General features: G+C 72.4%; 15 protein-coding genes. 11 read left to right on the forward strand and 4 right to left on the reverse strand.

What is annotated here, in order from left to right:
• Position 1 precedes the first annotated feature (1 nt).
• Positions 2 to 484, reverse strand: a complete 483-nt coding sequence (locus BGO91_RS01510; protein ID WP_290471103.1) for an Lrp/AsnC family transcriptional regulator — start codon at positions 482 to 484, stop codon at positions 2 to 4.
• 89 nt (positions 485 to 573) lie between these two features.
• Here BGO91_RS01510 and BGO91_RS01515 point away from each other — a divergent pair, with 89 nt between their 5' ends.
• Positions 574 to 2,004 (forward strand): gamma-aminobutyraldehyde dehydrogenase, encoded by a 1,431-nt coding sequence (locus tag BGO91_RS01515; RefSeq protein WP_290471104.1) that lies wholly within the window; start codon positions 574 to 576, stop codon positions 2,002 to 2,004.
• Positions 2,005 to 2,114: 110 nt separating this feature from the next.
• On the forward strand, positions 2,115 to 3,635 hold the full coding sequence (locus BGO91_RS01520) for an amino acid permease (RefSeq protein WP_290471105.1): 1,521 nt from the start codon (positions 2,115 to 2,117) through the stop codon (positions 3,633 to 3,635).
• A 78-nt stretch (positions 3,636 to 3,713) separates the two neighbouring features.
• Here BGO91_RS01520 and BGO91_RS01525 read toward each other — a convergent pair whose 3' ends face one another.
• From BGO91_RS01525 to BGO91_RS01535, 3 genes are read right to left on the reverse strand one after another with little or no spacing between them, the layout of a single operon-like run.
• Positions 3,714 to 5,117, reverse strand: a complete 1,404-nt coding sequence (locus BGO91_RS01525) for an aldehyde dehydrogenase (NADP(+)) (RefSeq protein ID WP_290471106.1) — start codon at positions 5,115 to 5,117, stop codon at positions 3,714 to 3,716.
• Positions 5,114 to 6,280, reverse strand: coding sequence for an acyl-CoA dehydrogenase family protein (locus BGO91_RS01530; protein WP_290471107.1), 1,167 nt, complete (start codon positions 6,278 to 6,280; stop codon positions 5,114 to 5,116). Before BGO91_RS01530 ends, BGO91_RS01525 begins: the two co-directional genes overlap by 4 nt.
• Positions 6,277 to 7,467: a CoA transferase gene (locus BGO91_RS01535; RefSeq protein ID WP_290471108.1), complete on the reverse strand. Its 1,191-nt coding sequence runs from the start codon at positions 7,465 to 7,467 to the stop codon at positions 6,277 to 6,279. The genes BGO91_RS01530 and BGO91_RS01535 overlap by 4 nt, the downstream gene beginning before the upstream one ends.
• Before the next feature lie 91 nt (positions 7,468 to 7,558).
• On the opposite strand from BGO91_RS01535, the gene BGO91_RS01540 reads away from it, so the two are divergent.
• The 9 genes from BGO91_RS01540 to BGO91_RS01580 form a co-directional block, all read left to right on the forward strand.
• Complete coding sequence (locus tag BGO91_RS01540) at positions 7,559 to 8,350, forward strand: GntR family transcriptional regulator (RefSeq protein ID WP_290471109.1); 792 nt, start codon at positions 7,559 to 7,561, stop codon at positions 8,348 to 8,350.
• Positions 8,343 to 9,068, forward strand: coding sequence for a cache domain-containing protein (locus BGO91_RS01545; protein WP_290471110.1), 726 nt, complete (start codon positions 8,343 to 8,345; stop codon positions 9,066 to 9,068). The genes BGO91_RS01540 and BGO91_RS01545 overlap by 8 nt, the downstream gene beginning before the upstream one ends.
• Before the next feature lie 46 nt (positions 9,069 to 9,114).
• Positions 9,115 to 10,377, forward strand: a complete 1,263-nt coding sequence (locus tag BGO91_RS01550; RefSeq protein ID WP_290471111.1) for an FHA domain-containing protein — start codon at positions 9,115 to 9,117, stop codon at positions 10,375 to 10,377.
• Positions 10,374 to 11,210 carry a protein phosphatase 2C domain-containing protein gene (locus BGO91_RS01555; RefSeq protein WP_290471112.1) on the forward strand — a complete coding sequence of 279 codons (837 nt, stop codon included), beginning with the start codon at positions 10,374 to 10,376 and terminating at the stop codon, positions 11,208 to 11,210. The genes BGO91_RS01550 and BGO91_RS01555 overlap by 4 nt, the downstream gene beginning before the upstream one ends.
• Positions 11,211 to 11,349: 139 nt before the next feature.
• Positions 11,350 to 12,780: a serine/threonine-protein kinase gene (locus BGO91_RS01560; protein ID WP_290471113.1), complete on the forward strand. Its 1,431-nt coding sequence runs from the start codon at positions 11,350 to 11,352 to the stop codon at positions 12,778 to 12,780.
• Positions 12,777 to 18,716 carry an Ig-like domain-containing protein gene (locus tag BGO91_RS01565; RefSeq protein WP_290471114.1) on the forward strand — a complete coding sequence of 1,980 codons (5,940 nt, stop codon included), beginning with the start codon at positions 12,777 to 12,779 and terminating at the stop codon, positions 18,714 to 18,716. The genes BGO91_RS01560 and BGO91_RS01565 overlap by 4 nt, the downstream gene beginning before the upstream one ends.
• Positions 18,717 to 18,792: 76 nt before the next feature.
• Positions 18,793 to 19,764 carry a MoxR family ATPase gene (locus tag BGO91_RS01570; protein ID WP_290471115.1) on the forward strand — a complete coding sequence of 324 codons (972 nt, stop codon included), beginning with the start codon at positions 18,793 to 18,795 and terminating at the stop codon, positions 19,762 to 19,764.
• Positions 19,761 to 21,104 (forward strand): DUF58 domain-containing protein, encoded by a 1,344-nt coding sequence (locus tag BGO91_RS01575; RefSeq protein WP_290471116.1) that lies wholly within the window; start codon positions 19,761 to 19,763, stop codon positions 21,102 to 21,104. Before BGO91_RS01570 ends, BGO91_RS01575 begins: the two co-directional genes overlap by 4 nt.
• Positions 21,101 to 22,526, forward strand: a 1,426-nt coding sequence (locus tag BGO91_RS01580) for a transglutaminaseTgpA domain-containing protein (protein ID WP_290471117.1), incomplete at its 3' end; no start/stop codon positions are given. The genes BGO91_RS01575 and BGO91_RS01580, both read left to right, overlap by 4 nt.

Below are 22,526 nucleotides of genomic sequence, written 5' to 3' on the forward strand. Positions count from 1 at the left end.
GTTATCGTGTTCCCCAGTTGTAGAACTGTTTGTGGAGTTTGAGATACACGAACGTCTCGGTCGACAGCACGCCGTCGAGGGTCCGGATCTCCGAATTGAGCATGGTGATCAGATCGAGGTCGTTCTCGCACACCACCTCCGCGAGGATGTCGTACGTCCCGGCCGTGAGGACCACGTAGTCGACGGCGGGCATCGCTGCCAGCTTGTCGGCCACGATCCGCGTGTCCCCGGAGACCCGGACGCCGATCATCGCCTGGCGGTAGAACCCGAGTTGCATCGGGTCGGTCACGGCCACGATCTGCATCACACCCGACTCGGTCAGCTTCTGCACGCGCTGGCGGACCGCTGCCTCGCTCAGACCGACGGCCTTGCCGATCTCGGCGTACGACTTGCGGCCGTCCACCTGGAGCTGCTCGATGATCGCCTTGGAGACGTCGTCGATCTGCGGAGCCTTCGCGCCGTTCGTTGCCCGAGGGGTACTCATGGAGCGATTCTGTCAGTGCGGATGCGCTCTGGCAAGCGATTCCGCACTTTCCTGGCGTATTCGATGACGAAATCAGTAGACTCCCGGCCATGACCGAGCTGAAGAACTTCGTGAACGGCACGCACGTCGAGGCCCGCGGGGAGGCATCCCTGCCCCTGATAGACCCGGCGACCGAGGAGGTCTACGCGACCTCCCCGGTCTCCACCGCGGAGGACGTGGGTGACGCCTATCGCGCGGCGCAGGCGGCCTTCGAGGGCTGGGGGAGCACGACCCCGGCGGAGCGTCAGCTGGCGCTGTTCCGGATCGCCGACGCGATGGAGGAGCGGGCCGAGGAGTTCGCGGACGCCGAGTCGCAGGACACCGGCAAGCCGCGCTCCACCCTGGTGGACGACGAGATCCTGCTGTCGGTCGACCAGATCCGCTTCTTCGCCGGCGCCGCGCGCAACCTCGAGGGACGCTCGGCCGGCGAGTACATGCGCGACCACACCTCCTTCATCCGCCGCGAGCCGATCGGCGTCGTCGGGCAGGTGACACCCTGGAACTACCCGCTGAACATGGCGGTCTGGAAGTTCGCGCCGGCGCTGGCCGCGGGCAACACGACGGTGCTCAAGCCGTCCGACACGACCCCCCTCTCGACGCTGCTGCTGGCCGAGGTGGCGGCCGAGTTCGTCCCCGCGGGTGTGCTGAACGTGGTGCTGGGCGACCGCACCACGGGCGCGGCGATGACCGAGAACCCGATCCCGCAGCTGATCTCGATCACGGGGTCCGTGCGCGCCGGTATGGAGGTCGCCCGCGCCGCCTCCTACGACCTCAAGCGCGTGCACCTCGAGCTGGGCGGCAAGGCGCCGGTCATCGTGTTCGACGACGCCGACATCCCGAAGGCCGTCGAGGGCATCGTCGCCGCCGGCTACTTCAACGCGGGCCAGGACTGCACCGCCGCGACGCGCCTGCTCGTGCAGAGCGGCATCCACGACGAGTTCGTCGCCGCCCTCGCCGAGTACGCCCGCGCCAACGCCCTCACCGGCGGGCCGCGCGAGGACGGCATCCTGTACGGGCCGCTCAACAACGCGAACCAGCTGGCCCAGGTCAGCGGCTTCGTCGACCGGCTGCCCGACCACGCGACCGTCGAGCTGGGCGGCAAGCGGCAGGGCGACCGAGGGTACTTCTGGGAGGCGACGATCGTCTCCGGGCTGCGGCAGGACGACGATGCGGTGCAGAACGAGATCTTCGGCCCGGTGCAGACCGTGCAGCGGTTCACCGACGAGGCGGAGGCTCTGCGCTGGGCGAACGGCGTGCAGTACGGCTTGGCGTCGTCCGTCTGGACGAAGGACCACGGCCGGGCGATGCGCTTCGCGAAGGGGCTCGACTTCGGCTGCGTGTGGATCAACACGCACATCCCGATCGTCGCCGAGATGCCGCACGGCGGGTTCAAGCACTCCGGCTACGGCAAGGACCTCTCGCAGTACGGCTTCGAGGACTACACCCGCATCAAGCACGTCATGAGCTACATCGGGGAGTGACGCGACACGCGGACGGATTCAATCATCCTGTCCTATAGGTATTAAGCCAGGACCTCCGGTACGCTGCCCCCACACACATCGCCGTGTGGAGCTGATCCGGAAGGCATCCGATGTCCGCAGAACCCTCGACCTCATCGGAGCTCGGGGACGGCGAGCACCTCGCCGTCCTCGGCTACGAGGACTCGTTCAACCGCTCCATGACCCTCTGGGCGAACTTCGCCCTGGGCTTCACCTACCTGTCGCCGCTGGTGGGCGTGTACTCGCTGTTCGCGACCGCGCTGGCGACCGGAGGGCCGCCCTCGATCTGGTGGATCCTCATCGTCGGCGCGGGGCAGTTCACGGTCTCGCTGGTCTTCGGCGAGGTGGTGTCGCAGTATCCGATCCACGGCGGCATCTACCCGTGGGCCAGGAGGCTGTGGGGCCGGCGGTACGCGTGGATGGCGGCGTGGGTCTACATCTGGGCGATGATCGTGACGATCACCGCCGTCGCGTCGTACGGCAGCGGGTTCCTCGCCAGCCTGTTCGGCCTCCCGGTGACCAAGGAGATCACGCTCGGACTCACCGTGCTGCTGCTGATCGTGGCGCTGGCGCTGAACTTCACCGGCACCAAGACGCTGGCGACCGTGGCGAGGATCGGCCTCGCGGCCGAGCTCGTCGGCGTGATCGCGGTCGGCCTCTACCTGCTGATCTTCCAGCGCAAGCAGGAGTTCTCCGTCTTCTTCGACTCGATGGGCGTGCAGGGCGACGGCTCGTACCTCGCCGCGTTCCTCGGGGCGGCGCTCGCGGGGCTGTTCCTCTTCTACGGGTTCGAGGCGTGCGGCGACGTGGCGGAGGAGGTGGCGAACCCGGCCAAGCGCATCCCGATCGCCATGATGATGACGATCCTCGTCGGGGGCGTCTCGGCGCTCTTCGCGTTCGGCGGCTACGTGCTCGCCGCTCCTGACCTGCAGAAGATCGTCGCCGGTCAGGATGTGGACCCCATCCCGGAGATCCTGCAATCCTCGCTCGGGCCCGTCGGCGCGAAGATCTTCCTGGTCGTCGCCGTGACCGCCTTCCTCTCCTGCGTGCTCAGCCTCCAGGCCGCTGCGAGCCGCCTGCTGTTCTCGTTCGCGCGCGACGGGATGGTGCCGGCGCACCGCTGGCTCGCCAAGGTGTCCCCGCGCAGCAAGGTGCCGGTCAACGCGCTGATCGTCGCCTGCTCGATCCCGGTGATCATCAGTCTGATCGTCTACCTCGGGCCCGACGGCCTGATCACGCAGGTGACCGCGTTCGCCGTGCTGGGCATCTACGTCGCGTTCCAGTCGGTGGTGCTCGCGTCGCTGCGCCAGCGGCTGCGCGGGTGGCGGCCCGCGGGGCCGTTCTCGCTGGGCCGCGCGGGCGTCGTCGTCAACGCGATCGCCCTGCTCTACGGCGTCTGCGCGATGCTCCTGCTCGCCTGGCCGACCGCGACCGGGAACGTCTTCAACGACTGGATCGTGCTGATCGGCCTCGGGATCGTGGCGGTCTCGGGCGGCCTGTACCTCGTGATCGCGCGGCCGGACCGCCAGTCCGACGCGCCGGAGGGCGACGCGATCCGGGTCGCCGAACTGCTGCGGGCGCACCGCTCCGGCACCGGGGCTCCGCGGGCCTGACGCGCAGAGAGGTCGCGTCCCGCCGCTCCTGCCTCGGCGGAGCGGGACGCGACCTCTCGTCGTGGCTGGAACGGCCGGTCAGGACTCGCGGCGCGGGATGCCCAGCGGGTTGCCGTCGCGGAGCTCGGGCGGCAGCACCTCCTGCGGCGCGTCCTGATAGGCGATCGGGGTCAGCCAGCGCCGGATCGCCGTCGCCCCCACGGAGGTGTGGACGGAGGCGGTCGTCGCCGGCCAGGAGCCGCCGTGGTGCTGCGCCCAGCCGATGGCCACTCCGGTGGGCCAGCCGTCGAACAGGAGACGACCGGCGATGCAGCCGAGCGACGCGGCCAGCGCGCTGACGTCCTCGCCGGGCGCCCGGTGGATGGTCGCGGTGAGCGAGGGCTCCAGTGCGCCGACGAGGGCGTCCAGCTCCGCATCCCGGTAGCGCACGACCACGCTGACCGGGCCGAAGCACTCGGCGAGGAACGCGTCGGCGTGGGCGAGGAAGGTGCCCGCGTCCGTCAGGACGAGTGCCGGCGCGGATTCGCCCGCCGAGCCCGCCGTGCCGCGCACGACCTCGACGCCCGGCAGATCGCCGAACGCCTCGACGCCGGTGGAGAACGCGTCGGTCATCCCGGCCGTCAGCTGCCGCGACGACGGTGCGTCACGGAGGGCCTCCCGCGCGGCGTCCTCGACAGCGCCGCCGACCGGCACGAAGACGAGCCCGGGCTTGGTGCAGTACTGCCCGGCGTCTCGCGTGAACGTGCCGACCAGGCCCGCGCCGATCTCCGGCCCGCGCACGGCGGCCGCGGCCGGCGTGACGACGACCGGGTTGATGCTTCCGAGCTCCCCGTAGAACGGGATGGGCCTCGGCCGTGCGGAGGCGAGGTCGAAGAGCGCCCGGCCGCCGCGCTCCGAACCCGTGAATCCCGCCGCCGCGATCGCGGGATGCTGCACGAGCGCGACGCCCGCGTCCATCCCCTCGACGAGCGTGAACATCCCGGCAGGAAGCACGGTCTGCGCCAGCTCGGCGGTGCGGCGGGACAGCTCCGGGTGGCCGGGGTGCGCCTTCACGACCACCGGGCAGCCGGCCGCGAGGGCGGAGGCGGTGTCGTTGCCCAGCACGGAGAAGGCGAACGGGAAGTTGGAGGCCGTGTAGACCGCGACCGGGCCGAGCGGGCGCAGCATGCGGCGCAGATCCGGCCGGGGCGGGATGAGCGCGGGATCGGGGGAGTCGAGCGTCGCCTCCAGGTAGCCGCCCTCGCGCACGACGTCGGCGAAGAACCGCAGCTGCGCCGCCGTGCGGGTGACCTCGCCGTCGAGCCGAGTGTCGGAGAGCCCCGTCTCGGCGGCGGCGATGCGCACGAGTTCCGCGCGGTCGGCCTCCAGCTCGAGGGTGAGCGCCTCCAGCCAGCCCGCGCGCTCGGCGCGCGTGGTGACCGAGCGGGCGGCCACGGTCGCGGCCGTCGCCGCGGCGTCGACCGTCTCGACCGCGGCGCTCATGCGAAGGCCGCCAGACCGGTGAGCGCACGCCCGAGCACGAGCGTGTGGATCTCGTCCGTGCCCTCGTAGGTGCGCACCGACTCGAGGTTGGCCATATGGCGCATGACCGGGAACGCGTTCGTGATGCCGTCCCCGCCGAGGATGGTGCGCGCCTCCCGTGCGATCGCCAGTGCCTCCCGCACGCTGTTGAGCTTGCCCACGCTGATCTGGGTGGGCGTGAGGCGACCCGCCTCCTTCAATCGCCCCAGGTGCAGCGCGAGCAGCACGCCCTTCTCGTACTCGACGAGCATGTTCGCGAGTTTCTCCTGAATGAGCTGGGTCGCGCCGATCGGGCGGCCGAAGACCTGACGCGCCGTCGCGCGCGCGATCGACACCTCCAGGCAGTCGCGGGCCGCACCCATCGCACCCCAGACGATCCCGTAGCGGGCCTCGTTGAGGCAGGAGAACGGGCCGGACAGCCCGCGGGCGCCGGGCAGCTGCGCGGACGCGGGCACGCGCACCTCGTCGAGCACCACGTCGCACTGCACGGAGGCGCGCATCGAGAGCTTGCCGTCGATCGCGGTGGCGGAGAAGCCGGGCGTGGTCGTCGGCACGAGGAACCCGCGCACGCCGTCCTCGGTCGCCGCCCAGACCACGGCGACGTCGGCGAGGGCGGCGAGGCCGATCCAGCGCTTGACGCCGGTGATCACCCAGTCGTCGCCGTCGCGCCGCGCTCGGGTGGTCATGGCCGCCGGATCGCTCCCGCCGTCGGGCTCGGTGAGGGCGAAGCAGCCGATCCGCTCGCCGCGCGCCATCGGCGGCAACCACTCGGCCTTCTGCTCGTCGGAGCCGAATTTCGAGATCGCGCTCATCGCGAGCGAGCCCTGCACCGAGACGAAGGTGCGCCAGCCGCTGTCGGCCGCCTCGAGCTCGTGGCAGACCAGGCCGTAGCTGACCGCGCCGGCGCCGGCGCAGCCCTCGTCCGTCAGGTGCATGCCGAGGAAGCCCTGGGCGCCGAGCTCGGCGACGAGCTCCCGGCGGAAGTGCTTGTCCTCGAAGTCCTGCTCGATCACCGGGCGGATGCGGTCGGTTGCGAACGTGCGCGCCTTCGCCGCCCAGCCGCGCTCCTCGTCGCTGAGCAGGTGGTCGATGCTGAAGGCCTCGTCGAGGGAGGATGCGGTCACGGTGTGTCCCTATCGTCGGTGGTGGATGGCGTCGTGGTCGGGGCGGGCGCGTCGTCGCGCCAGTACGGCTCGTGCTCGCCGAGCAGGGGCGGCGGCGTCCGATGGACGGCCGGGGCGGTGTCGAGCCGGATCGGTGTCGCGGGCTGGCGGCTGCTGCGGCCGGAGGCCGGGTCGCGGGTCTCGACCGTGGGGGAGAGCCCGAGGGAGTCGGCGAAGGCGAACGCCTCGGCGACCGAGTTGACCAGGCCGGCGGGCACGCGCGCGCGGCCGAAGGCGCTGACCCAGTCCGCGGCGGGGCGCTCGGCGAGTGCGGGCTCCAGGAGCGACCGCAGTGCGGCGCGGTGCCCGACGCGGGCCTCGTTCGTCGCGAAGCGGTCGTCGCTCGCGAGCGCGGGGAGGCCGATCGTCGCGGCGAAGGCGGCGAACTGCCGGTCGTTGCCGACCGCGACGACGAGCTCCCGGTCGGCCGCGTGGAACAGCTCGTAGGGAGCGATGCTGGGGTGCGCGTTCCCGAGGCGGGGTGGCGGGGTCCCGGTCGCGAGGGTGCTGGACGCCTGGTTCGTCAGGGCCGCGAGCAGCGATCCGAGCAGGTCCACGTCGACCCGGGATCCCCGCCCGGTCTCGTCGCGGGAGCGCAGGGCGAGCAGGATGCCCGCGAGCGCGTTCTGGCCGGTGAGGATGTCCACCAGCGCCACGCCGACCTTGCTGGGCTCTCCTTCTGGTGCACCCGTGATCGACATCAGCCCGCCGACGGCCTGCACGAGCAGGTCGTAGCCGGGCAGGGCGGCGCCGGCCTCCCGTCCGAATCCGGTGATCGAGCAGTACACCACGCCCGGATTCTCCGCCCGCAACGACGCCTCGTCGAGCCCGAACGACTCCATCACACCCGGACGGAAGTTCTCGACGATCACGTCCGCGGTCGTGGCGAGCCGACGGGCGTCCGCGAGCCCCGCCTCCGTGCGCAGGTCGCACACCACCGACCGCTTGTTGCGGTTGACCGAGGCGAAGTACGTGGATTCGCCGGCGGCGTCGACGGGAGGGCGCCAGGCCCGGGTGTCGTCGCCCGCGGGGCTCTCGATCTTCACGACGTCGGCGCCGAAGTCGGCGAGCATCATCGTGGCGTAGGGGCCGGCGAGCACGCGGGAGAAATCCGCGACGCGCACTCCGGCGAGGACTCCGTCGGCCATGCTGCGCTCCGTTCCGCTGCCGGGCGCTCCCGTGCGCCGCGATCGTGAATTCATCCTATACCGAATGATTGCGGCGGGATATCGTGGGCGGGTGACCAGCGCGACCGACCCGACCGGGACGACCGGGCCCGCACGGGTGTCCCCGGGCGCCCGCGATGCGGTGTTCGCGCAGCTCGCCGATGTCGGCCGTGCCGAGCAGGTGTCGCGGCGGATCGCCGATGCGATCGTGCTCGGCGTGCTCGTGCCGGGGGAGCGCCTCCCGAGCGAGGCCGAGCTCGCGCGCCGCTTCGGCGTCGCCCTCGTGACGGCGCGGGAGGGCCTCGGGATGCTCCGGGAGGCCGGGCTCGTCGACACGCGCCGGGGCCGCGACGGCGGGAGCTTCGTCGTCGCTCCGGACGGCGGCGAAGACGCCTTGCTCTCCGCGCGCCTCCACGGCCTCTCGCAGGTCGAGCTCGCGGACCTCGGCGTCTACGTGACGGCGATCGCCGCCGGCTGCGCAGACCGGGCGGCCGAGCGGGCAACGGCCGCCGACGGCGAGCGCCTCGCGGGCTGGCTCGACGCTGCATCGTTCGGCACGCCCGCCGACGCCCGGCGCAACGCCGGCGGCTTCCTCCTCGAGCTCGCCGTGCTCAGCCAGTCCGCCCGGCTGGTGCGCGAGCAGATCCGCCTCCAGGCCGAGTACGGCCCGCTGCTCTGGATCGGCCTGTACGACGCCGCCCCGCGCGAGCGCGCCGTCCTCGCGATGAGAGCCGTCGCCCGCGCCGTCGCCCAGAGCGATCGGGACGGCGCCCGGGAGGCGGTGACCGACCTGGTCTCGTCGGTGACGGAGTGGCTGCTCGCGGCGAAGGCCCGCCTGGAGCGGGGCGGTGTGGCCGATGCCTGAGCCTTCGCCCGACCTCGCCGCCGCGGCCCAGCACGTCGGCGACCTCTTCTCCCGCCTCCAGCAGACGCTGGGGCGCTGGCGCGACGCGGTGCTCGCCGCCACGCCCGAGCGGCCGACCACGGCGGCCCTCGACGCGGCCGTCGGCGCCCTCGTGCTGCCCGAGCTGGACGATCCGGCGGCCCTCGTCATCGGGGCCGGGTTCATCGCGGCGCCCGAGCTGACCGGGACCGACGCCGTCCACTTCTCCTGGTGGCTCGGGCCGCTGGAGGAGAACCCGGTCTACGGCGCCACGACCGGGCCGACGAAGCTCGACCTCGGCACGCGCTCCTACACCGACTATCTGCGGGACTTCCGCTCGCTGGAGTGGTACCGTGTCCCGCAGTCCACCCATCGGACGCACGTGACCGGTCCGTACGTCGACCACCTGTGCACGTGCGACTACATCGTCACGGTGACCGCTCCGGTGGAACGGGAGGGCGGGATGATCGGCGTCGTCGGCGTCGACGTCTTCGTCAAGCGCCTCGAGCACGAGCTGCTGCCCGGACTGCTGGCGACCGGGGTGCCGCTGGTCCTCGTCAACGCGGACGGCCGGGTGGTGGTCTCGACCGACCCCGCCGTGCTTCCCGGGACCGTCCGGCGCACCGTCGCCGACCCCGACAGGGACGTGACGTGCCCCGGCACCCCGTTCCGCCTCGCTCCGACGACTACACTCGGATAGGCCGCCGCGGCAGGCGGCCGCCGTGACGACGAGAAGGGGGCGCCGCGTGAGTTCCGATCCGACGTCGGCCGACGCTCGCGCCGCCGATGCCGCGAACGGCTACGTCCGCTACGCGCCCACCGCCGGCCCCTCCCGCTGGCTCCTGATCGCCGGGCGCCGCTTCGTCGCCGCCGTGGAGAGCACCGTCTCCGACCAGATCATCGACACCGTCTGGTGGCTCGCCGGATCCGAGCTCGCGACCATCGAGTCCGTGGTGGGGGCGTTCCCGCTGGCCGGCCCCGACAGTGTCCGCTCGTTCGCCGTCGCCGAGATCGGCCGGCCCGGCCCGTCCGGCGACGTCGTCGTGACGGCCGTGGTGCGCGGATCGGCCGCGATCGACATCTTCTCCGTCGGCGGCTCCCGCCGGTTCGCATCCGCGGGCGTACAACCGTGGGTCCTCGCCGAGTTCCGCAGCGTGACCGGTCTCGTGCTGGGCGCCGACGACGCGCCGACCGGCCCCGTGGCGCGGCTGTCCATCGGCTCCCTGCCGGTCGGCCTGGGCGTCGTCGACGGCGAGCTGCTGACCTGGTCCCTCTCGCCCATCGAGCGGGTGGAGCGGAGCGCCGTCCCGGAGCCGGACGCCGCGGTGCGCCCGCAGCCCGCTGCGGCCGCCGAGCCCGATGCGGCAGCGGGAGAGACGATCATCCCGCAGCGCGGCGGAAGCCTGTTCGGGCACGCGGTGACCCCCGCGGTATCGCCGGTCGCGCTGGCCGGCGGTGAGGTCCCTCCCGTGCCGGAGCTCCCGGTGGCCCACGAGCTGCCCGGCGCCGTCGACATCGAGGCGCCCCGATCCGGCCGCGACACGCCGGACGCCCTGACGTTCCCGGCGGTGGAGGCCGCGCTGCCCGCCACCGAACCGCTGGTACTCCCGCCCGCCCCGGCCGCCTTCGCGGTCCGGCTCGGAGCGGGGGACATCCTGCCGCTCGACGTCCCCATCGTGTTCGGTCGGCACCCCTCGCCGTCACGCGTCGAGTCGGGCGTGACGCCGCGCCTCGTCCGGGTCGTCTCGGCGACGCAGGAGGTGTCGGGCACGCACGTCCGGATCGAGCAATCGGGGGACGCCGTGGTGGTCACCGACCTCCGCTCCACCAACGGGACGCGCGTGGTCGCGGCCGGGGGTGCCGGACTCCGCCTGCGGCCCGGCGAGTCGACGGTGGCCCTCGCGGGCGCGACCGTCGAGATCGGCGACGGTAATATCATCGAGATCACCGCCGCGCCGGGGGGCACTGGGGGCACGGACGGGCACCGAGACGAAGAGGGACGCGAGTGACCCAGATCGGTCGCAGCAACAGGCGCCACACCGTGGCCGTGCCCGGCAACCCGGACGCGCGCATCAGCCTCGCCTGGGCGGCGCTGAGCGACAAGGGGTACCGGCGCAGCGTCAACGAGGACAGCCTCCTCGCCCGCTCGCCGATCTTCGCCGTCGCCGACGGGATGGGCGGCCACACCGCGGGGGACTTCGCCTCGTCCGCCGTCGTCACCCGGCTCGCCGAGCAGGTCTCCAGCGAGTTCGTCGGCGAGGAGTCGCTGACCGGCGCGCTGCGCTCCGCGGTGGGCGACATGGGCCGCGGCGTCGGGCACACCGACCTCGGCACCGGGACGACCGTCACCGGACTCGCGCTCACGCTCGTCGACGGATCGCCCTACTGGCTGGTGTTCAACATCGGCGACTCGCGGGTCTACAGCTATCGCGACGGCACGCTCGAGCAGCTGACCGTCGACCATTCGATCGTCCAGGAGCTCCTTGATGCGGGTGCCATCACCCCGGCCGAGGCCGAGGTGCACCCGCACAGCAACGTGATCACCCGCGCGGTGGGCTTCAACGAGGACCCGGTCCCCGACTTCTTCCTTTTCCCGATCGTCGCCGGCTCCCGGCTCCTCGTCTGCTCCGACGGGCTGACGAAGGAGCTCACCGAGCACGGCATCCGGTACTTCCTGGGGGAGGGATCCTCCCCGCTGGACGCGGCCCAGCAGCTCATGGACGCGGCCCTCGGCAACGGCGGTCGCGACAATGTGACGGTCGTCGTCGTCGACGTGCTCGCGACCCCGGAGAGCGGTGCGCACCGCGAGGGTTCGTCCCGGCGGGCGGCCCGCCGCCACTGACCCCGTCGCGTGACCCCCGGAGTGGGGGTGCGCGCCGTCGTCGCGCACGGGCCGCAGCCTGCTGACGGCCCTCTGGCGCTGCCTACAATTGGGAAACGCTCGCGTCCGCGAACGTTGTCGACGCGGAACGGAGGAGCCCGTGGCCCGGCGTTTGCCGTCCCAGCCGCCGAACCTCCCCGGCTTCTCGTACGTCCGGGTGCTCGGGTCCGGCGGCTTCGCCGACGTGTTCCTGTACGAGCAGAACATGCCCCGCAGGCAGGTCGCGATCAAGGTCATGCTCGCCGAGGTCGTCACGAGCCAGGTCAAGCAGATGTTCCAGGCCGAGGCCAACCTCATGGCCCAGCTCAGCACGCATCCGTCGATCCTGACGGTCTATCAGGCGAGCGTCTCCGGGGACGGTCGTCCCTACCTCGTCATGGAGCTGTGCTCGTCCGCGATCGGGCAGCGCTACCGCAGCGAGCCCCTCCCGGTCGCCGAGGCGCTCAACGTCGGCGTGCGGATCGCGAGCGCGGTGGAGACGGCGCACCGCGCCGGCGTGCTGCACCGCGACATCAAGCCCTCCAACATCCTCAGCACGGCCTACGGCCACCCGGTGCTGAGCGACTTCGGCATCGCGGCGACGCTGAGCGAGGCCGACGTCACCGAGGCGATCGGCCTCTCGATCCCGTGGTCCGCGCCCGAGGTGCTGCTCGACGAGACCAGCGGCACGATCGCGAGCGAGGTGTGGTCGCTGGGGGCGACCGTCTACTCGCTGATCGCCGGCCGATCGCCGTTCGAGGTCCCCGGCAAGGAGAACACCTCCGCCGAGCTGATCCACCGCATCACCAAGGGGCGCCCGCAGCCCATCGACCGGCCGGACGTGCCGCCGCGGCTGGAGCAGGTGCTGCTGCGGTCGATGGCGCGCAAGCCGTCCCAGCGCCAGCGGTCGGCGCTCGAGTTCGTCCGCGAGCTGCAGGCGGTGGAGCAGGAGCTCGGACTCCCGCAGACGCCGGTCGAGGTCGCCACCGACGACTGGGCGCGCGCGACCGCCGTCGACCCGGAGGACCGTACGCGGGTGAAGGGCGTGGTCGCGGTCGACCCGGCCGGTTCGACCCGCCGCCGGCGGCGTGCCCCGGCGGCGACCGCGGCGACGCGGTCGCCGACCCGCACGATCGTGCGGGAGAGCGCGGGGAGTGCGCCCGGCACCGGCCCGGTGGCGCCGGCGCGTGCGCCTCGGGCGCTCGTCTACTCGCTGGTCGCCTGCGCGGCGCTCGTCGTGGTCCTCGGGGTGATCGCCTCGATCGTGCTCGTCCGGGCCGGAGCCTCGGACGGCATCCCCGCCGTCCGTGATCTCAGCGGCCGGGTCGACGGCAGCACGATCGTCTTCAGCTGGAGCGATCCCGGGTTGCAGTCCGGCGACGTGTACCAGGTGACGGTCGACGATCAGCCGCCCGCGAGTCAGCGCACCTCCGAGTTCCGGGTGGACGCGCGGGCCGGCCAGACGGTCTGCGTGACCGTGACGGTGAACCGCGACGGCAAGACCGGGTCGCCGAGCGGCGAGAAGTGCGTCGAACGGGGCGGCGGGTCGTGAGCCGGCTGGGCGCCGCCTGGACGTGGGTCGCAGCGCACAAGTCGATCGCCGCCACCGCGCTGAGCGGAACGGTGGTCGCGGCGCTCGTCACCACGCTGGCGGTCGTCTCGGGAGGCTACAGCGCCCAGCACCTCCAGCTCGATGACGCGTCGGTCTGGGTGGCCAGCGACGCGAAGAAGGCGCTCGGCCGGGCCAACACCGAGATCGACAAGCTCAACTCGGTCGTGGCGGGCACCGGCGAGGCGCTCGAGGTGGTGCAGGACGGCGAGAACGTCCTGCTGATCGACCGGGAGGCCAACACGGTCTCGGTGGTCGACCCCGCGACCGCGGAGGCCGGCAAATCCGTGGCGCTGCCGCCGCGGTCGCCGGAGGTGTTCCTCGCAGGCGACCGGGTGGCGCTGCTGTCCCAGACGACCGGCCAGCTCTGGCTGACGAGCGTCGGCCAGCTCGACCAGTTCAACTCCGGCTCGGCCGCGACGGTCGATCTGGGCGGACGCACCGTCGCGGCGATGGACCCGTCCGGCGCCCTCGTGACCTATCAGCCGTCGACGCGCTCCGTCGTGCGGATCCAGTTGAGCGGGAGCGAGCCGTCGACGACGACGACGAAGGTGGCGACGAGCGGCGACGGCGCGAACGTCTCGCTCACCACGGTGGCCGGCCATTGGGCCCTCCTCGATCCGGACGAGCGGCGGCTCTGGATCGACGGACGCTCCGTCAGCCTGTCGTCCCGCCTCGGCCAGAACGCGGATCCGGTGCTGCAGCAGCCTTCCGCGACGGGGGATGCGGTCTGGATCGGGACCGCGAGCGGCGTCGTCCGAGTGCCCCTGGACGGGACCGCGGCCTCCACGCCCTTCTCCGCCGCGTCCGGCGCTGCGGCCGCGCCGGTGACGGTCGGCGACTGCACGTACGCCGGCTGGAACGACGGAACCGCCTGGCGTTCGTGCGGGGCCTCGGGGACGGGGGAGCGGTCGGCCCTCGGTGACGTGCCGTCGGGCGCGACGCTCGCTTTCCGGGTGAACGGGGACCGCGCCGTGCTGAACGACACCCGGTCCGGTGTCTCCTGGGCCGTGCAGAGCGGGAACACGCGCATCGACAACTGGGACGAGCTGGTCGCGAAGAAGACGACGCAGGAGCTCGTCGACCAGTCGAAGCAGGACACCGCGCCGCAGTTCGAGAAGCAGGAGCAGCCTCCCGTCGCGGTCGACGACCAGTTCGGCGCGCGTCCGGGGCGTGTCACCCCGCTGCCGGTGCTGCTCAACGACTACGACCCCAACGGCGACGTGCTCACGATCGACTCCTTCACCGCCATCCCGGACCAGCAGGGCACGATCGAGCTGACCAACGCCGACCAGCAGCTGCAGATCTCGCTGCCGGACACCGCGAGCGGAGCGATCGCGTTCGACTACACCATCTCCGATGGGCGCGGCGGGACCGCCACCGCGCACGTGACCGTCACCGTGCGCGGGCCGCAGGAGAACTCGCCGCCGGTCTGCGTGCGCAACGCGAAGGCCGTCGTCCAGACCGGCGGGCGGGTGACCTCCGATGTGCTGGGGGACTGCTACGACCCCGACGGCGACTCGTTCTACCTCGCCGGCGCCACGGTGCCGGCTCCGGACACCGTGACCTTCACCCCGCAGGGCCAGGTGGCGTTCTCCGACCACGGCGAGGGCGGCGACCTCAAGGACGTCGCGCTCGTGCTCTCCGACGGCCGCGCGGAGGGCACCGGCCTGCTCGCCGTCACCGTGCGCGCCCCCGGCCAGGTGCCGATCATCGCGGATCCGTTCGCCGTGCTCGCGTACGAGGGCCAGGAGGTGACCATCCAGCCGCTCGACCATGTGCGCGGCGGCAACGGCACGGTGCGGCTGGCGACGGTGCCCACGAAGGCGGACGCCACGATCACCCCGGACTATCAGGGCGGCACGTTCCGGTTCGACTCCGATCAGCCCGGCACCCACAACATCGAGTACTCGGTGACGGACGGCGTGGTCACGACGACGGGGCTGGTCCGGGTGGAGGTCAAGGCGCCGCCCGGTGCGAAGACCGCGCCCATCGCCGTGCCGCACACGGCCTTCATCCGCGAACAGGCGACGCAGGATGTCGACGTGCTCGCCACGGACATCGACCCGTCGGGCGGCGTGCTGCTGGTGACGGGCGTCAGCGAGCCGGAGGCGAGCACAGGCGTGCACGTCCAGGTGCTGCAGCAGCGCACGCTCCGGGTCACGCTGAGCCGGCCGCTCGCCGGCCCGGTCGACTTCCACTACCGCCTCAGCAACGGGCTCGCCGACACCACGGGCACGGTCACGGTCGTCCAGCTGCCGCCGCTCACGGTGCATCAGCCCCCGATCGCCGCGCCCGACTCGGTGGCGGTGCGGGTCGGCGACGTGGTGGACATCCCGGTGCTGGCGAACGACGTGCAGCCGGACGGCGACAAGCTCACCCTCGACCCGACCCTCGCGGCGCCGCTCCCCGCGGGCGCCGGCCTCCTCTTCGCCAGCGGCGACCACCTGCGCTACCTGGCGCCGACCAAGCCAGGCAACTACACCGCCGCGTACAAGGTGGTCGGCGAGGACGGCCAATGGGCGACGGCCGACGTCACGATCGCCGTGCGCGAGCGCGACGCGGCCACGAACAACCCGCCCGTGCCCAAGACGGTGACGGCCCGCGTCCTCGCCGGCGACGTGGTGCGGATCACGATCCCGCTCTCGGGCATCGACCCCGACGGCGACTCCGTGCAGTTCATCGGCCAGGAGACGAACCCGCAGAAGGGCGCGGTGATCGCCTCCGGCCCCGACTGGATGGACTTCCAGGCCGGCGACTACGCGGCCGGGACCGACACCTTCACGTACGCAGTGGTCGATGCGCTCGGCGCGCGCGCCACCGGCACCGTCCGCGTCGGCATCGCCGCGCGGGTCGAGGGCGCGCGCAACCCCGTGGCGGTGGAGGACGACGTCACCACGCGCCCCGGCAAGACCCTCAGCGTCCAGGTGCTCGCCAACGACAGCGACCCGGACGGCAGCCCGCTGGCGGTGACGGGGGTCACCTCCCTCGACGGCACGGCGAAGGCCAAGGTCTCGGGAGACATCGTGGTCGTCTCGGCTCCGGAGAAGGAGGGCGTCTACGGCTTCCTCTACACGATCCAGAACGAGCGCGGCGGGACCAGCCAGGCGTTCCTCCGCGTGACGGTGGACGCGAACGCGCCGCCCGCCCGCCCGCTCGTGGACGACACGACGCTCGGCCTCTCCGACATCCTGGGCAAGGACCACGTCGACGTGAACGTCCTGGCGAACGTGTTCTTCGCCGACGGGGCCGTCTCGACCCTGAAGCTGTCGGTCGTCCCCGGCTACGGGAACAGCGCCCAGGTCACCGCGGGCAAGCGCGTGCGGGTGACCATCGGCGCCAAGAGCCAGATCATCCCGTTCGCCGTCGCGAACCCCGAGGACACCTCCGTCGTGGCGTACGGCTTCGTGCACGTGCCCGGGTACGACGACGCGCTCCCGCAGGTGAAGCGCGGCGCGCCGAAGCTCTCGGTCGTCAGCGAGAAGACCCTCACCATCCGGCTCAACGACTACATCGTGGCGGTGGGCGGCCGCAAGGTGCGGCTGACCGACGCGGCGACCGTCCGGGCGACCCACGCCAACGGCGACGACCTCGTGGTGAGCGGCGACACCCTGCAGTACACGTCGTCGGCGCGGTACTTCGGCCCGGCCTCCATCTCGTTCCAGGTGACGGACGGGTCGAGCGCGACCGATCCGCAGGGCAACGTCGCCACGATCGTGCTCCCGATCGACGTGACGCCGCGCGAGAACCAGCCGCCGGTGTTCACGGGTGCACTGATCGACTTCGAGCCGGGCCAGAGCAAGACGATCGACCTGACCAAGCTCACGAGCTACCCGTATGCGAAGGACCAGGGCGAGCTCACCTACTCGGTCCAGGATCCGCAGCCCGCCGGCGTCACGACCTCCCTGAGCGGCCAGAAGCTGACGGTCGCGGTCGCGGCCGGCGCGCAGAAGGGATCCACCCCGTCGATCTCCATCGGGGTCAAAGATGCGGTCAACGCCGGGCAGGCGGGGCGCATCGACATCAACGTGGTGCCCTCGACCCGGCCGTTGGCGAGCCCGCAGCCCGATCGCGTGATCGCGCCGCGCGGTCAGACGACGCGGGTCGACGTGCTCGCCAACGACGCCGCGACCAACCCGTTCCCGGGCAAACCGTTGCGGGTCGTCGCGGTGCGCGGCCTCGGCGGCGCCCTCCCGAGCGGGGTGAGCATCGTCCCGAGCGCGGACAACGCGACGCTGGACGTGACCGTGTCGACGACGGCGGCACCGGCGGACACCACGCTGCAGTACGAGGTCGCCGACGCCACCGGCGACCCGGACCGCTACACCTGGGGCACCATCACGATCTCCGTGCAGGACCGCCCGTCGCCGGTGTCGAACGTGCAGATCACGGCCATCGGCGACCGCAGCCTCACGGTGAGCTGGATCCCGGGGGCGTTCAACAACGCGGCGATCACCGGCTTCGAGGTGACCACGACCGCCGCCGCCAGCGGCGCGACGCTGGCGACCACCACGTGCACCACGACCTCCTGCGCCATCCAGACGCCGGGCAACGGACCGGACAACGCCGTGCGGTTAAGCGTGCGCGCGCGCAACGCCCTCGGCCTCTCGGACCCGACCCCCTACGCCGAGGCGACGTGGTCGGACGTGGTGCCGAACGCTCCCGCCGGGGTGGCGGCGACCGCGCTGAACAACGGTCTGCGCGTCACGTGGACGAAACCCGCCAACGCGGCCGGCGCCAGCCCGATCACGTCGTACCTGGTGACGGTGGGCGGCGTGGCCAGCTCGCTGCAGGTCTCGGGATCGGACGCCGTCGGCACCGCGTACGCGCTCAACGTGACCGACGCGACGCTGGCCAACGGGATCTCCGTGGGCATCACGGTCGCCTCGCGGAACGAGTTCTACCAGGGCCGCACCACCTGGAACCAGACGCAGAGCAGCGGCGTCCCGGCGGGAGCGCCGCTCGTCACGGCCGTGGCGCCGGTCGCGTCGCCGAACACGGCCGACGGCAGCACGGCCACGCTCAGCTGGCCCGGCGTCTTCAGCGACAACGGCCGGGCGATCGTCGCGTACTTCGCGGGCGTCTACCAGGGCGGCGCCCAGCCGAGCTGCACGGTCACCGGGGTGGAGAACGGCAGCCCGGTCCTGCACGTCGACCCGCCCTCCGGGTCGTTCAAGAAGACGCAGGGAGGCAGCGTCGACTTCTCCGGGCTGCAGCCGAACCAGACGTACAACTTCGTCGTGTACGCGTACAACGGTCAGGGGTGCACGGCCAGCCCCGTCGTCACGGCCACCCAGCGCCGCGCGCCCGGCCAGGTGTCCGACGTCGCGGTCGACCCGTCCCTGACGACCAGCGCGACCGGCCTGTTCGACTTCTCCATCGGGACCGTCGCCTACGCGGCCGGCAGCGGGACGACGTCGACGGTGTCGTACACGCTGACCTCGGGCGGGAGCGCGATCGACAGCGGCGTCCTGACCTCCACGAACCGGATCGCCGCGGGCGCGAACGGCCCGCACTACGGCATGGACCTCGCGATCACGATCACCCAGATCTGCGAGACCTACCCCGACGGCGCCCAGCTCTGCCACGATCAGTCCGCGAACAGCTTCCCCCTCGGCGTCGCCGTGAGCACCGCGATCGGCGGTCAGCACTACGACGCCGCGACCCGCACGTTCACCTGGACGGCGTGGCCGACGGGGGCGGGCTATTCGGCCGTCCGGTACAGCTGCGGCGGCGCGAACGCGGACATGCCCGCGGTCGGGGAGTCCGCGAGCTGCCAGGCTCCCGGCACCGACCCGGACCCCGCCCTGGTCATCTCGGTGACGCGGAACGCGGGCGACACGTACAGCACCCCCTACAACGCTTCGGGCATGCAATGACGAGGCGGCGTCATACTGATGTCCGGACCGGCTCGCCGCAGTCCGCATCCTGTTCCCCATCCCGAGAGGCCCGCGCATGACGATGACCCCTGAGCAGGCCACCTGGTTCGCGGGTGTGTTCGACCGGCTGGTGCAGAACATCGACGGCGTGCTGCTGGGCAAGTCCCACGTCATCCGCCTGGCGCTGACGGCGATGCTGAGCGAGGGCCACCTGCTGCTCGAGGACTACCCGGGGACGGGCAAGACGTCGCTCGCCCGCGCGATCGCGGAGAGCGTGCGCGGCTCGACCAACCGCATCCAGTTCACGCCCGACCTGCTCCCGGGCGACATCACCGGCGTGAACATCTACGACCAGCGCACCGGCGCGTTCGACTTCCACCGCGGGCCGATCTTCGCCAACATCGTGCTCGCCGACGAGATCAACCGGGCGAGCCCGAAGACCCAGTCCGCCCTCCTCGAGGTGATGGAGGAGCAGCAGGTCACGGTGGACGGCGTGCGCCACACCGTCGCGGCGCCCTTCATGGTGATCGCCACGCAGAACCCGATCGAGCAGGCGGGCACCTACCGGTTGCCCGAGGCGCAGCTGGACCGGTTCCTGATGAAGGCGTCGATCGGCTATCCCGACCACGAGGCGACCCTGCGCATCCTGGAGGGAGCGGAGCACCGCGCCCACGAGGTCGTCGTGCCCGAGGTCGTCTCGGCGGCGACGGTCGTGGAGATGGCGACCATGGCCCGCGGCGTGCACGTCGACGCCACCATCAACGACTACGTCGCCCGCCTGGTCGAGGCGACGCGCGGTGCGGAGGAGATCCGGTTGGGCGTCAGTGTGCGCGGCGCGCTCGCCCTCGTGCGCACCGCGAAGACGCTCGCCGCCTCCAACGGCCGCTACTACGTGACGCCGGACGACGTGAAGGCGCTGGCCGAGCCGGTGCTCGCGCACCGTCTGGTACTCGACCCCGAGGCGGAGTTCGAGGGCGTCTCGGCGTCCAGCGTCGTCGGCCAGCTGCTCATCGAGGTCCCGCCGCCGAGTGACCGGATCGCCGTGTGACCAGCACCGTCACCCGAACGCAGGCCGAGCTCACCAACGCGCGCGCCCGGATCGTGGGCGAGCGCGAAGGCGCGATGGCCGACGCGATCGTGTGGATCGTGCGCACCAGCGCCGTGACGGGGCGCGCCGTCGCCCGGGTCGCGCGCCGGGTCGGCTCGGTGGTCACGCCGCTGGGCTGGTCGCTCGGTGCGGTCGCCGTGGTCGCCCTGGTGCTCGGGTACGTGTTCGGTTGGACCGAGGCCGTCGTGGCCGGCTGGACGGCCGTCGCGCTCGTCGTGATCGCCACGGGCTACCTGGCGGGGCGCATCGGCGTCGACGTGGGGCTGTCGCTGCCCGCCAACCGGGTGGTCGTCGGCGACCGCGCGCCGGGGGAGGTCGCCGTGCGCAACCCCGGACGCCGCCGCCAGTCCGGCCTGCGGATCGAGGTGCCCGTCGGCGAAGGGCTCGCCGAGTTCGCCTCGCCGGCCCTCTCCGCCGGCGAGGAGCACTCGGACGTCTTCGTCGTGCCGACCGCCCGGCGCGGCATCGTCCCGATCGGCCCGGTGCGAACCGTCAGGGCCGACCCGATCGGATTGCTGCGCCGGGAGGTGGTCTGGGCCGACTCGCTCGACCTCTTCGTGCATCCGCGCACGGTCGCCATCCCGAGCATGAGCACCGGTTTCATCCGCGACCTGGAGGGGGCGCCGACCCGCGACCTCACGGCGAGCGACATCGCCTTCCACGCACTGCGCGAGTACCAGCCCGGCGACGAGCGCCGCTACATCCACTGGAAGAGCACCGCGAAGACCGGAAGCTACATGGTGCGCCAGTTCGAGGAGACGCGGCGCAGCCACCTCCTCGTCGCCCTGAGCCTGTCCGCGGCCGACTACGCCTCCGACGAGGAGTTCGAGCTCGCCGTCAGCGCGACCGGCTCGCTCGGCGTGCGCGCCATGCTCGATTCGCGCACGGTGTCCGTCGTGGCCAGTGCCGCGACCCCCGAGTTCGCGAAGCGGATGGTGCTGAGCGCCCGACGCCTCAGCACGGTCAACCGCGGGCGGCTGCTGGATGACCTCGCCGGGGTCGAGACGACGTCCTCGGCCCTCCGGCTGCCGGAGCTGGCGCAGGTGTCGGTGGACGAGGCGGCGGGGACGTCGATCGCGTTCCTGATCGCCGGCTCCGCCCCGACCGCTGCCCAACTGCGGGCCGCCGCCGCGCACTTCCCGCTGGGCGTGGACGTGGTCGCGATCGTCTGCGACGCGGGCGCGGTGCCGTCGCTGCGGCGCGTGGCCGATCTGAGCGTGCTCACCATCGGCTACCTGGAGGATCTCAAGCACAGCCTGGCGAAACGGCTCGCGACATGAGGCGCCGGCTGCGCGCGGGCAGCGCGACCGTCGACACTCTGATCGCGCTGGCCGTCGTCGGGCTCGCTGCATGGTCCTTCTGGCCGGTGTACCAGTCGGCGGCGTTCGTCGTGCTCGTCGCGGCGACGCTCGCCCTCGGCGGCGCGGTGGCCGTGCTGGGTGCGGTGTTCCGCTGGCCCAGCATCGTCGTGGCCGGCGCCGTGCTGCTCGTCTACCTCGGGGCGGGGGTGCAGCTGGCGGTGGCCGCCGAGACCGCCGCAGGCGGGGTCCTGCCGACCGGCGCGGGTTTCGTCGACCTCGTGCAGGCCACCTGGCTGAGCTGGAAGCAGCTCGTCACCATCTCCGTGCCCGTCGGGTCGTACCAGGCGCTCCTCGTCCCCGCGTACATCCTGATCCTGCTGACCACGGTCGTCACGGTGAGCATCGCTCTGCGGGCGCGCATCCCGGAGACCGCGGCCCTCCCGCCGGTGCTGCTCCTGCTCGCCGGCATCGCGCTCGGCCCCGGTACGTCGGCGGTTCCGCTCTGGCTGGTGCTCGGCCTCCTCGCGGTCCTGCTGGTCTGGCTGATCCGGTTCCGTCTGCGCCGCCGGTCCGCGGCGCTGCGGGCGCTGGGGGAGCAGAGCGGGCTCTCCGTCGAGACCCCGCGCGAACGACGCTCGACCGCGCTGCTCACCGGTGTGGGTGCGCTCGTGATGCTGGTCGGGGCCTCGGCCGTCGGGATCGCGGCCGCGGCCGTCGTTCCGCCGGCAGCGGACCGGCAGGTCGTGCGCACGGCCGTCGAGCAGCCGTTCGACCCGCGCGCCTATCCCAGCCCGCTCAGCGGGTTCCGCGCCTACCTCGAGAGCCCGCGCGCCGACGAGCCGATGCTCACGGTCTCCGGGCTCCCGCCGGACGGGCGCCTGCGGATCGCGACCCTGGACACCTACGACGGCGTGACCTACGCGGTGGGCAGCGACGGGTCGACGAGCGCCTCCGGCTCCTTCACCCGTGTCCCGTACCGCCTCGATCAGTCGCACGTCACCGGGACCGATCGCGCGCTCACGGTCACGGTCCGCGACTACCGGGGGCCGTGGGTGCCCGGCACCGGTCAGCTGCAGCAGATCTCCTTCGCCGGCGGCGACGCGTCGACCCTGGCCGGAGCGTTCTTCTACAACGACGTGACCGGCACGGGGGCGGTCACCACGGCGCTGCGGCCGGGGGACAGCTACACCGCCGACTTCGTGGTGAAGCCCACGCTGACCGCGGCTCAGCTCGAGAAGGTCCAGCCGGGCTCCGACGCGGTGCCGAAGCCGACGGTCGTGCCGGACGAGCTCACGTCGGTGCTGCAGAAGTACACCGCCGGCGTGACGGGCGCCGGAGCGAAGCTCGCCGCCGCGCTCCGCGGCCTCGCGCAGGACGGCTACATCAGCCACGGGATCGGGC

The organism is Leifsonia sp. 71-9 (genome assembly GCF_001898805.1).
Lineage (GTDB): Bacteria > Actinomycetota > Actinomycetes > Actinomycetales > Microbacteriaceae > Leifsonia.